The sequence below is a fragment of the Nostoc sp. genome, from assembly GCF_036917235.1.
Taxonomy (GTDB): domain Bacteria; phylum Cyanobacteriota; class Cyanobacteriia; order Cyanobacteriales; family Nostocaceae; genus Nostoc.
The window spans coordinates 239,519-251,183 of the sequence record NZ_JBALDU010000021.1; the positions used below are offsets into that span (position 1 = coordinate 239,519).

An 11,665-nucleotide genomic window follows, 5' to 3' on the forward strand; every position below is an offset into this window, starting at 1 on the left:
AAGTGAAATTTATTGCCCAGTTTGACAAAGTGTTTCTCTAAACAGAATTTGCTTCCAAGATTTTATCTTTTTAAAAAGTTTTTTCCGCACAAATTAGCAGCAAGTAGTATTTCTACTTCTGCCTGTTCCATAGGTGGTAAGAAAAAATACCCTTGCCCATAATCACATTGTAAAGCCTTCAATTGTGCTAATTGGTCTACAGTTTCTATGCCTTCTGCTGTTACAGACATATTTAAATTATGGGCTAATGTCACAATTGCTCGAATAATTTCTAAGTTTTCTCCTCGACTACCTATACTGGTGACAAAAGAGCGGTCAATCTTAATGGTTTTGATTGGTAGGCGATGTAGATAACTTAAGGATGAATAGCCAGTTCCAAAATCATCCATGTGCATTTCAACATTCAGCGCTGTTAACTGTGAAAGCACAGTGGTAGCTAATTCAAAATTATCCATCAACAAGCTTTCAGTAATCTCCAATTTCAAACAGCATGGCTCCAGTCCAGTTTGCTGCAAAATATGTTTAACCTGTTTAAACACATCAGGTTGCGTAATTTGTTTACCAGAAAAATTTACGCTAATCGTCAGAGGTTGTGAGGTAGGAAATTGTTTATGCCATTTGTGCATTTGGTGACAGGCTTCATAAAGCACCCATTGACCAATACTAATAATCATTCCAGTTTCCTCAGCCAAAGGAATAAAATCTTGAGGGGAAATAAGTCCTCGTTCTGGATGATACCAACGTATCAGTGCCTCAAATCCAATAATTTTGCCAGTTATTAGTGAAACAATTGGCTGGTAATCAAGGCGAAATTCTTCTTGCTTGAGCAGTGCATTTCGTAGAGCAGTTTCTAACTCTAATAGCAAAGCTGCACCCTTGTGCATCTTTGGATCAAAAACCTCATAACGTGCCTTACCAAGTGATTTGGCACAATACATTGCCACATCAGCATCGCGTAAAATCTGCGCTGCTTGCTCATAATCTTCTCTGCTTAAAGCAATGCCAATACTAACATTAGTAAACACCCGATGCTCATTTAATTGAAATGGTAAAGCTAGCACCTTTTTAATTCGTTCGGCTACCTGTATTGCGGTATTGATATCCTCAATTTCTTCAATTAAAATTGTGAACTCATCTCCACCAAAACGGGCTACTATATCTCTGCCTCGCAGAACTGACTTGAGCCGATGAGAAATTGAAATCAAAAGTTGATTTCCTTGTAAATGTCCAAGGCTGTCATTAACAACTTTAAAGCGATCTAGGTCTAAGAAGAGTACAGCAAATAAATAATTATTTTGCTGTTTAGACTGTTCTATTGCCTGCTGCACCCGCTCCATAAATAATCGTTGATTAGGTAATCCAGTTAGCCCATCATGAAGACTATTATGCAGTAATTGTTCTTGTGCTTCTTGACGTTTAATAATGTCTTGTTGAAGTTGTTGATTAACTCTAATCAGTTCAATAGTGCGTTCTAGCACCAACTGCTCAAGCTGATAACGATACTGGACTAATTCTTCCTCTGCTAGCTTCCGCTTAGTGATGTCACGAACAATAACAATATATTCTCGTAGCAGAGAATTAAATGGCTGGGAAATCGTCGATTCAACAATTCGCAAACCTTGGTTAATTTTCAAGCTTTGCTCGCTTCTAGTAGACCATTGCTCCGGTTTGCCGCGATAGCATATTAGAAGTTGATTCAAGTTTTGCCCAAGTAACTCCTGAATACTTGTTTGAAATAATTCTTCAGCAGCGGCATTTGTCTGAGAAATTTTCCCGTCTTCATCTAATACTAAAACAGTATCGGGAACAGTATCTAGAGTAGTGATAAATAGGTTTCTTGCTTGTTTGCGTGCTTCATCAATAGCAATGATTTGTGGTAAGGTTGTCCAGCAAGCGATCGCAACTCCTGTAAAAGAAAGCGTCACTAATAAAATCGCTAGGAAAGAATTTTGAGGATGATTAGAAAGTCTATCTAAAAAATCGCGAATAACCCAACTGATTGTGGCAGTAATACAAATCAATGATACTAACACAATCACTTGTAATACTACAAAATCTGGATTATTTCTAATAGACTTAGTATCGTAACGCTGTGTCCACCAATTTGGGTGTAATGGCGCAAATCTTAAGCGACGTAGCACTAAATCTCCACTCATCAAAATAATGGGTAATAATAATCCTACTAAGAAATCTCTCCAGTTCCAAGCTAAACCTCCCACTATTAGAACTACCGTCTCTACCAAGAAAAAACTAAGTGACCACCAAGGCCATAACACGTATGCTTTGCCACGACACATCCATAATCCCAGATGTAGACCCATAATAGACATGAGATAACAGGTGCCTGCTACTGTGACAAGTTGAGATATATTTCCCAAATTTAGACAAAGCAAACTGAGTAGAAAGGTAACTAAAATAGCAGGTACAAGGACACCTTGACGGGAAACTAATGCAAAGATAGGAGCAAGCTGTCTGTCTAAGGCAAGCTGGTATAATATCCGAGGAGAGTTAGAAACTGCTGTAGCAGAACTTAAAAGGCAAGATATAGTAATCAGAAGTGTTACTAGAAAGGGGGCAAATTCACCCCAAAAAGGCTTAGAAGCTGCTACTAGATTTAAGAATGCGTCGTCACCTATTCTGGGATTGGGAGCCGAACACATTAATACCCAAGAACCACCTATAAACACCGGAGGAATTAACCAAGCAGCTACGGTTAAAAACTTTAAAGTTTTATATGGATGGCGACTGTCAGCAACAAAAGAAGAAGTGGTTTCACAAGCGTAAATTGAATAGCTAGCTAGAAAAAACCACTTTGTCCATTCTTCAAAGCTTAGGCTATGTGTGCTAGTTGGGGAAAATTGAAAACTAGGAGATGAAAAGGCTAACCATAATACACCTTGAACACAAAACAATAACAGTAATAAAATCGCTGGAAATACAAAAAATAAATGTAGAAGCGCTAAAGCACGGGTGCCACTGAACGCTAAAATAAATGGAATTGCTGTAAATAAGACTTTTAAGAAAGTTTCTGGACAAGAAACACCTAATGTTTCAAAATTGACTTTAATTAGGTTGGTGAGAATAATTGCATACAGTGCTGGTGCTGCTGCCCAGCTAAAAAAGTATCCTAATGCTACGTAACGGCCTAAGCCAGGGAAGTTCTTTAATAGCCTTGTGGTATAGTTTGGTGTTCCTCCGGCAACATCTGACCAATGCCTACCTAGACTTTGTACCTGCAAGTTAAGCAAGAAGGAAATAATTGTGCCAAAAAACCAAACTAAGATAGCTTTCGGCCCTAACGCTGCATGAATGATGGGGGCAGTACCAATCCATCCAACATGACCAGTTAATCCAAAGCCCCAGGTTTCGAGATAACTTAGAGTCCGTGGTAGGCGCATTAGCAAGTGCTGATTGTTGTCCGCCCGTGCAGAATCGTTACTAACCATTGTTTCTTAGTGAGATTTACTGACCTTTTCACTCAATAGCTGAATCTCACCGATTATAGCTTCCGTATAACTGCTGAACTTTAGAAAAAGATAACTCATTTGTCACTGAATTGGTAATTTTAGATTTTAGATTTTAGATTTACTCCATACCTAAAGTATTTTTCTTACAGAAAGAATTTTAACTTTGGGATTTGAGATTTGTTCCACGTAGCTTGTTTATCGAGGAGTAAATAGAAATTCTCTTTCTTCAGACCTTAGTGAAAATCGAAAGGTTCAGATTTCCGACTTAATTTAATAGACATCCAGAAATTAATTATTTATTGCCTGAAACCCTTGTAAAGACGTAGCACTGCTACGTCTTTACATTCATATCTCTAATTTCATAAATCAGAAATTATGTTGTTCATCAATGATTAACTAGAGCTATAGCTTTTGCAATAACTCCTGAGTTAATTGCAAGAAAGCTTTTGAACCTGCTGATTGAGGAGCATTTAAAACAGCTGGCATAAAACTATCAACAGCTTTAGCAACATTGACATCAACCGGTATTTGTACTTTACAAATTTTCTCGACACCAAAATCTTCGACAACGCGGTGCATTACTTGCTTATAGTATCTACCAGTGAGCAGGTTAGCGCTGGACATACTAAATACAATTCCCAGCATTTTTATATCTATCTTGGTTTCATGTCCGTGACTATCTTTTAATTGGGCAATCCGTCTTTCTAGCAATTGAATACCCACTACAGATAATGGTTCGGGTTTAGCAGGGAGTATGTAGAAATCGCTGGCGGCTAAAGCACTACGAGTCAATAGATTATAGCCAGGGGCGCAATCGAGAAGGATAAAATCATATTCTTGACGTACTGGTTTTAAAATGTTATTAATTAAGACCCTTTCAAAGCGATTCCAAATCGTTTCAAAGTCCTGTTCGCCTAAAACAGTTGCTTGCTGATGCAGCATTTCTGAAACAACAAATTCATCATATAAATCGATATCTCCTGGTAATAAATCTAGCCCAGGAAGATTACAAACCTGGGATTTAACAATATCCTGAATTGTGAATTTTGCTTGTGGATCTGGATTGATAACTTCGTCTATCAGATACCTAAATGTCTTACTTTGTTTACGAAGCTTGGCAAAATCTAAAGGCGACATCAAACTGAGTGTGGCGCTAATTTGGCTGTCTAAATCAAGAACCAGCACCCGCTTGCCATGATTTTTAGCTAAACAGGTAGCTAAGTTGACCGTGAGGGTGGTTTTACCAACACCACCTTTCATATTGGCAGTAGCAATTACATATCCCATTGATTAAGTCCTCTATTGACGCATTCCCATCTACTAGTCTGTCAAGAAATAATTGAGGGGTGTGGATTGTTTGTAGTTAGCGCTAAAGCACAGACTACGAACCGATCAAATCAAACTTGACAGACTACTAGGTAGCGTACACCCCTGCTGATATCTTAAATTTTTCATTAAATTTAATATTTTTGGAAATTCAAAATATTGATTTCAGGATTGATTTCAGGGATGTTTACTCGATTGAGGCAGCAAAATGTAGTTGGGTTTTTACCTGGAATTGTTCTACCAGAATCCTTTACTCCATAATGACAATATTTGGCTTAACGCCGTAATAGCGATCGCTCTCATCAAAAATTATAGAGGTATTGACAAATACAGTAGCCTTAAATCAATTGTGAGAAAATAATAGTGTTGTGAATATCACTAAGTATTGGGTGCAAAATGTGGATGCATTTGCTAATTGAATTGAACGAAGCCGATCGATAATTTCGTGAAATCAAAGGCGCATTTACACACAAACTTATAAGGTAATTAAAATGACTTACGATTCAGAAGATATAGAACAAATCCTGCAAAAAGCACTCACTCGTAAAAACAAAGGTGAATTTTCACGAGAACAGCTTTTAGAAATGGCATCTGAGTTAGGTATTTCTTCTAAGATTTTGGAAACAACGGAACAAAAGTGGTTGGCTCAACAAGAAGAGGAACGTTTACGACACACATTTAATACTTTCCGACGCAGAGCTTTTTGGACACACTTTGTTTCTTTCCTAGCAGTGAATTTATTCCTCATTCTCTTAAATTTAATCACTAGTCCTAGTTATTTTTGGGCTATTTTCCCAATATTAGGATGGGGATTAGGAATATTTTTTCATTGGTGGAGTGTTTATCAGAGTAAATCAGAAGATTACGAGATCGCTTTTCAGAAATGGCGTACACAACTTTAACTTCTCCTTTTACGATAAATCCTGGATATTCAGCGATCGCTGTTGTCTAAATTTGTGCCTCCTTCTAGATAAAATCTTCCCATAAACTACTCACATTCACGTCCAGGGGTGAGTGTGAGCTTTGTAATTTATGGGTAATTGCCCATAACATCGCAAATTAGGTAAATTTGGGCAACCTTAAACTTGAGGAGTTGTATAATCACGACCTTCGATCCTTATCCTTGTGCTTGCCAATTTGCCAAAATAGAGCTGTAGGCTAGAATAACTACGTTTTAAGAAGCTTGATTGCCTAAACTCAGGAGCAAGGGTCGCCTGGTTAATAAGATAAAAGGAAGGGAGTATGGACAATAACAACTGGTTGCAACAGTTAATGATGGTGGGTCTTGGTACAACGTCTATAGTCGCAGAAAAACTGCGGCAAGTCAGCGATGATTTAGTCAAAGACGGTAAGCTCAATCCTGAGCAAGCCAAGGCGGTAATAGATGATATCGCCCAACAGTTAAAGTCGGAACAGGGAAACTTCGATGTGCAAATGCAACGGCAAATGCGAAATATGATGCAGGATTTGGGGGTGGCTCGCCAGTCAGAAGTGGACGAGTTGAGGGGTAGAATTGACCGTTTAGAGCGGCAATTGCGCGATTTAGAAAATAAGCTTTGGCGTTAGAATGTCCTTTGTGATTTAAACTAAATGTGTCCTGTTGGTAATCTTTTTGCCAGGATACCTAAGTAAGGAGAACTGATTTTGAAACCAATTTTCCTCAGTGTGGCGTTCATGCTGGTGTGTGTTGTGCTTTTGATTGTGGGGCAAGTAGGAAGTAAACAGAATACTGCAATTGCTGCCGAGTTAACCCAAACGCCGCCAGCTGCCACAACTGTAACTGAAAACAATATCTTAATTGCGAGTAATACTATGTCTGATGCTAATACCGTAACCACTCCCTCTGGATTAAAGTATGTCGAGTTAAAAGAGGGCACTGGGGCGACTCCTAAACCTGGACAAACGGTTGAAGTTCACTATGTCGGCACTCTAGAAGATGGTACTAAGTTTGATAGTTCACGCGATCGCGGTCAACCCTTCAGCTTTAAAATCGGTGCTGGACAGGTAATCAAAGGTTGGGATGAAGGACTTAGCACCATGAAAGTAGGCGGTCTGCGTCAGTTAATCATCCCCTCGGAATTAGGCTATGGCGCTCGTGGTGCTGGTGGCGTGATTCCACCTAATGCAACTCTAATTTTTGAAGTGGAATTGCTGGGAGTTAAATAGGGATTGGGGATATTGGGTATTGGTTTCTGCCAGTCCCCAGTCCCCAATTCAACGGCTAAATTTTTAAATTTTGAAACTTTGTAAATTGTGGATTAAACAAAAGTTTCGCAGTCCCTGTAGGGCCGTTGCGATGTTTAGCTATAATTACTTCTGCAATGCCGCGATCGGGAGTATCGGGAGAGTAATATTCATCGCGGTATAACATTATTACTAAATCCGCATCTTGTTCAATGGAATTGTGAACAATAATATTATTTGCAACAAAATTATGCAAACCAGGAACGGTGAGGTCAAACACTTCTTCCTCGCCACTATATTCAATTGAAACTATTTCATCCCAATAAACATCACTTTTGGCAAGAGTAACCAGTTTAGATGATTGAACAATGTTGCCAACTTTTAAAGCTCTTTCTCGACTTAAATTTACTTTGTAAAGAGTAGAGCCACAATACGAAACTCCAATAGAGGCTTGTAATATCCGTGTGGTGAAGCCAATAGCTTGCATCGCAGGTACAACCTCTATTTTCCAAACATCCTTCGGAATTATATCTCTATTAGGGTTGTGGATACTGTTTTCAAGGTGTTGGAAAATATCTTGGAGTGAACGTAGCTTATATTCTCCTACTGCTCCAACATGAATGATAAACAACTGGAGATCGGGCTTACCAGTGATTATTACATGATATTGATTTCTGCCTTTTCCAACTTGAGGAACTGTCCTGAGTGTTGCGTTAATGCCAAGTCTTAACAAAAGTGTCTGTATATCAAAAGCTAGTCTTTGGCTACTCGTTGTATAATATACAATAGGTCTTAAGTTTTTTCCTGAAACCAATTTTATACAGCCATCTGTACTCCAAAGGTGTCTTAGAAAGCAACCTATTAACTCTTGGGGTTGTGAGAACAATTCTTGAGGTACAAATTTTTCATAAGACCTTAAACCAAAAACACCGAGAGAGTCTAGCCATTTGGCTATTGGATTTCTCACACGATGAGTTAGATTCTGTGCTGCGGATAAGTAAACTTGATACCACCCACGTTCAGGCGAAATTCTAGGAACAATTGAATCTCCAAAAACTTCTGTTGCCAAAAAAGCAATATTATGAGCTAAATCTATCTCTCTGGTAGTGTACTGTATAGCATGACGTGGCAATGTACAACCATCACCAATTAAATGCCCTAATAATGCAACTTCCGCATAAGTCATGGTCTTTTTACCAAAACTAGGGAGATGTCTTGGTAAACATAGATGTTGTTTAGGAGTTAATTCATCAAGTCTTTTCCAGCCATTAATTGTTAAAAACTTGTGATTACCTGTGGCACGGATTTTTCGACCCAATCGAGTTGTTAAAGTAAACAGGGGCTTTGTACCTGTGGAAAAAGCATTGCTAACAATTGCCTTTTCTAGCTGCATTGTAGCTTCGTTCAACGCCCAAACTGCAAAACCAGATTTACCTGCTAATTCTTTAATTGGTACTTGCAGTCCACTATCTGCTAATGTCACCAGACTATCGCCTGCTAAACAACCGGATTCTCTCAAATCAGATAACATCGGACGCTTGTTAGTCCGCGCTTCTACCCCGCGGCTCAACTGAGATAAAGCAATTACTGGTACAGATAATTCCCGCGCTAAACCTTTGAGTTGACGCGTAATTTTTGATAATTCTTGTACGCGATTATCACCTGCTCCTTCCATCAATTGCAAGTAATCTATTACAATTAATCCTAATTCAGTTCCAATTTCAGCTTGTAATCTTCTTGACTGACTACGCATTTGTGTAACTGTAATATTCGGCGTATCGTCAATATAAATCGGCATCTCGGAGAGGATACCAATCGCACGGCTTAAAGGTTCCCACTGCGTTTGACTCAGGCGGCCAGTTCGCAAATAACTACTTTCAATTTGCGCTTCACTAGCTAATAAACGTTGCGTCAGTTGCTCTTTGGACATTTCTAAGCTGAAAAAAGCAACTGGTAATTTATAAGAAGCGGCGATATTATGAGCAAGGTTTAAGCAAAATGCTGTTTTTCCCATTGATGGCCTGCCAGCGACAATGATTAAATCAGAACGCTGAAAGCCGCTAGTCATGGCATCTAAATCGTAAAATCCACAAGGTATCCCAGGTAAGGCTATGCCTTGATTTCTATCTTCAATATCCTGGAAATTATTAATTAGAGTATCAGAAATGTGAACTAAACCCGATTGGGGACGTTCTTGAGTAACGCCGAAAACTTTCTGTTCTGCTTGATCTAAAACCTGTGGTAATTCGGTTTCTGTCTCGTAACCAAGATGTACAATTTCATTGCCAGCTTTAATTAATTGTCGCCGCAGGTATTTTTCCATCACTAACCCGGCTAACCCGTCGATGTTCACCGCTGACACTGTGCGGTCTACCAGAGTTGCTAATTTATTTCTCCCACCAATGCGGGCAAGCAAATCATGGTCGGTCAGCCAACTGGTTACTGAGAGTAAATCTGTGGGTTTACCTTGGGCGTGGAGCCTGACAGCTGCTTGATAAATATCTTTGTGAGCGCTAATGTAAAAAGCTTCGGGAAGGAGGCGATCGCTAACTCGACTAATCGCTTCTGGATCTAGCAAAATCCCCCCCAAAATCGCTTCTTCCGCCTCAATATTTTGTGGTGGGAGGCGTAGTTTACCGCCATAGGCATCACTACCATCGCCTTGAAAACTCAATTCTTCAGCCATAAACGATTTTAGTGTTGAGATTTTGCTAGAGACGCGATTAATCGCGTCTGTGTAGGATTAGAGACGCGATTAATCGCGTCTGTACAAGAGTTAGGAGTTATTCACTTTTACTTACCTTGTTCCCTCATCCTCATCCCTACCTACATCTTTGCGTCCCTTTGTGCCTCTTCTGAGTTAACTAGCGACTACTTGAATATCGACTTGCGCCGCTACTTCCGAATGCAGCTTGATTTCGGCTTGATAAGTACCAAGGTGATTAATATCAGGGATGGTAATACCACGCCGATCGATTTCCTGACCAGTAGCTGCCTTAATTGCATCTACAACATCTTGGGTGGTGATAGTACCGAAAATTGCTTCGTTTTCACCAACTGGCTTGGCAATTGTCAAGTTGCCAACTTTTTCTAAAGATTCTTTTTGCTCAAGAGCTTGTTGTCTGAGTTCTAATTGCCGTTGACGCTCTTGTTCGCGACGGCGTTCTACTTGCTTGAGAATACCAGGAGTAGCATTGGTTGCCAATTTCTGGGGAATCAGATAGTTACGAGCGTAGCCAGGAGCTACTTCCACTAAGTCGCCAGATTTTCCCAGCTTGCTGATATCCTGATTTAAAACTAACTGCACACGTTTCGCCATCGTTTTTGGTTTTTCCTGTAAAATCTAATTAATTTGGGTGGGTTTGGGCAGCATAGCTCACTAAAACAGTGCTGTTAGCGGAGCGGGGCGTATAGCCCGTGCTGTTAGCAGATAGCTAGGATTTAGCCCCTACTGAGTAGAGTCCTGAATCACGAATGTTTCTTCAGAACTTAGAACTCCTGAAATGAGTATATTGTCTCAAGTAGCTTTGCCCATACCCTAAAGCTTACAGATCCTAGCGAAAGGAAGGGTGCGATCGCAACTGTTAGCGCTAGAAAGTTGGAGGAATGGGGGATGAGGGAACAGAGGAGCAGGGGAGCAGGGGAGAATAATCAATGCCCAATGCCCAATATCTAAAACTTATTTTTCATTTCCCGTATCCGCGCAAAGGTTTGCACTCCATCGCTACCCTTAACGGTTGATTGTAATGATGGCTGATCCCAACGTAAAAAGGGATTGGTTCGCTTCTCCATTCCCAGCAGCGAGGGTATGGTAGCTTCTCCTCGACTACGATAAGTTTTCACTTCGTTGAAGCGTTTTTGTAAGTCGGCATTGTCGCCATCCACAGTAAGGGCAAATTGCAGATTTCCTAAAGTGTATTCGTGGGCACACCAAATACGCGTATCATCTGGTAAAGAGCGCAGTTTGCTTAAAGAATCTACCATTTGAGTTGGTGTTCCTTCAAATAAGCGACCGCAACCGCCAGAAAATAACGTATCGCCGCAAAATAAATCGCCTGTCTCACCAGCTTTTTCGGGGGGAAAGTAGTAAGCGATGTGAGCGCGGGTATGTCCGGGAACAAAAATAACTTCAGCTATGCGATCTGCAAACTGAACGCGATCGCCTTGTTGCAAAAACACCTGCTGTCCGGGAATTCGCCCGCGATCTTCGACGCCACCGTAGACTGTTAGTTGCGGGAAGTGTTCTATTAATTGCTGATTGCCACCTACATGGTCATTGTGGTGGTGTGTGTTGAAAATCGCTACCAACTCAACTTTTAACTGTGCAAGTTGCTTTAGTACTGGTTCAGCCTCTGCTGGATCGACAACCGCAGCAATTTGTTGCTGGCGATCTACCAGCAAAAATATGTAGTTATCCGAGAGTGCCTCAAGCCTGATTACTTGCATTAATATCTCCCTTTCAAGTAAGTACTTTGGAATTTATCAGCAATCTTAAATATCTCAGTGAGAAAAGGTTGAGAAAGTCCATAAATACTATGATAGTACACAACCGTAATAATACTTAAAAATATGATAAGTAACTATAAATTATGATTTGGGTATATCAGTAAAATTTCTCTGGGAGGAAGTGTAAAAGCTAAGTTAGATTTATTCTGTTCTTTTTGTCCTAAATTGTCTTTTTTACTCAA

8 protein-coding genes are annotated in these 11,665 nt (G+C 39.9%); 3 read left to right on the plus strand and 5 right to left on the minus strand.

Annotated features, from left to right (window positions below; genetic code table 11):
• Nucleotides 1-62: 62 nt before the first annotated feature.
• On the minus strand, nucleotides 63-3,446 hold the full coding sequence (locus V7K44_RS07185) for an amino acid permease (protein ID WP_334930002.1): 3,384 nt from the start codon (nucleotides 3,444-3,446) through the stop codon (nucleotides 63-65).
• Between the two features lie 423 nt (nucleotides 3,447-3,869).
• Nucleotides 3,870-4,754, minus strand: a complete 885-nt coding sequence (locus V7K44_RS07190) for a ParA family protein (RefSeq protein ID WP_334930004.1) — start codon at nucleotides 4,752-4,754, stop codon at nucleotides 3,870-3,872.
• A 530-nt stretch (nucleotides 4,755-5,284) separates the two neighbouring features.
• Here V7K44_RS07190 and V7K44_RS07195 point away from each other — a divergent pair.
• From V7K44_RS07195 to V7K44_RS07205, 3 genes are all read left to right on the plus strand, one after another.
• Nucleotides 5,285-5,695 carry a 2TM domain-containing protein gene (locus V7K44_RS07195; RefSeq protein WP_334930006.1) on the plus strand — a complete coding sequence of 137 codons (411 nt, stop codon included), beginning with the start codon at nucleotides 5,285-5,287 and terminating at the stop codon, nucleotides 5,693-5,695.
• Between the two features lie 340 nt (nucleotides 5,696-6,035).
• Nucleotides 6,036-6,359, plus strand: a complete 324-nt coding sequence (locus V7K44_RS07200; RefSeq protein WP_094352173.1) for a phasin family protein — start codon at nucleotides 6,036-6,038, stop codon at nucleotides 6,357-6,359.
• A 78-nt stretch (nucleotides 6,360-6,437) separates the two neighbouring features.
• Nucleotides 6,438-6,959, plus strand: coding sequence for an FKBP-type peptidyl-prolyl cis-trans isomerase (locus tag V7K44_RS07205; RefSeq protein WP_334930009.1), 522 nt, complete (start codon nucleotides 6,438-6,440; stop codon nucleotides 6,957-6,959).
• Nucleotides 6,960-7,014: 55 nt separating this feature from the next.
• On the opposite strand, the gene V7K44_RS07210 is transcribed toward V7K44_RS07205, so the two are convergent.
• The 3 genes from V7K44_RS07210 to gloB form a co-directional block, all read right to left on the minus strand.
• Nucleotides 7,015-9,663 carry a replicative DNA helicase gene (locus V7K44_RS07210; protein ID WP_334930011.1) on the minus strand — a complete coding sequence of 883 codons (2,649 nt, stop codon included), beginning with the start codon at nucleotides 9,661-9,663 and terminating at the stop codon, nucleotides 7,015-7,017.
• A gap of 174 nt (nucleotides 9,664-9,837) precedes the next feature.
• Nucleotides 9,838-10,296 (minus strand): 50S ribosomal protein L9, encoded by a 459-nt coding sequence (rplI, locus tag V7K44_RS07215; RefSeq protein WP_334930013.1) that lies wholly within the window; start codon nucleotides 10,294-10,296, stop codon nucleotides 9,838-9,840.
• Between the two features lie 353 nt (nucleotides 10,297-10,649).
• Nucleotides 10,650-11,423: a hydroxyacylglutathione hydrolase gene (gene gloB, locus V7K44_RS07220; RefSeq protein WP_334930015.1), complete on the minus strand. Its 774-nt coding sequence runs from the start codon at nucleotides 11,421-11,423 to the stop codon at nucleotides 10,650-10,652.
• Between the last annotated feature and the right edge of the window lie 242 nt (nucleotides 11,424-11,665).

What these genes read in the sequence shown, in the direction of transcription:
- rplI (WP_334930013.1), bottom strand. Translation starts at nt 10,296, where the DNA reads ATGGCGAAACGTGTGCAGTTAGTTTTAAATCAGGATATCAGCAAGCTG.
- gloB (WP_334930015.1), bottom strand. Translation starts at nt 11,423, where the DNA reads ATGCAAGTAATCAGGCTTGAGGCACTCTCGGATAACTACATATTTTTG.
- V7K44_RS07210 (WP_334930011.1), bottom strand. Translation starts at nt 9,663, where the DNA reads ATGGCTGAAGAATTGAGTTTTCAAGGCGATGGTAGTGATGCCTATGGC.
- V7K44_RS07195 (WP_334930006.1), top strand. Translation starts at nt 5,285, where the DNA reads ATGACTTACGATTCAGAAGATATAGAACAAATCCTGCAAAAAGCACTC.
- V7K44_RS07200 (WP_094352173.1), top strand. Translation starts at nt 6,036, where the DNA reads ATGGACAATAACAACTGGTTGCAACAGTTAATGATGGTGGGTCTTGGT.
- V7K44_RS07190 (WP_334930004.1), bottom strand. Translation starts at nt 4,754, where the DNA reads ATGGGATATGTAATTGCTACTGCCAATATGAAAGGTGGTGTTGGTAAA.
- V7K44_RS07185 (WP_334930002.1), bottom strand. Translation starts at nt 3,446, where the DNA reads ATGGTTAGTAACGATTCTGCACGGGCGGACAACAATCAGCACTTGCTA.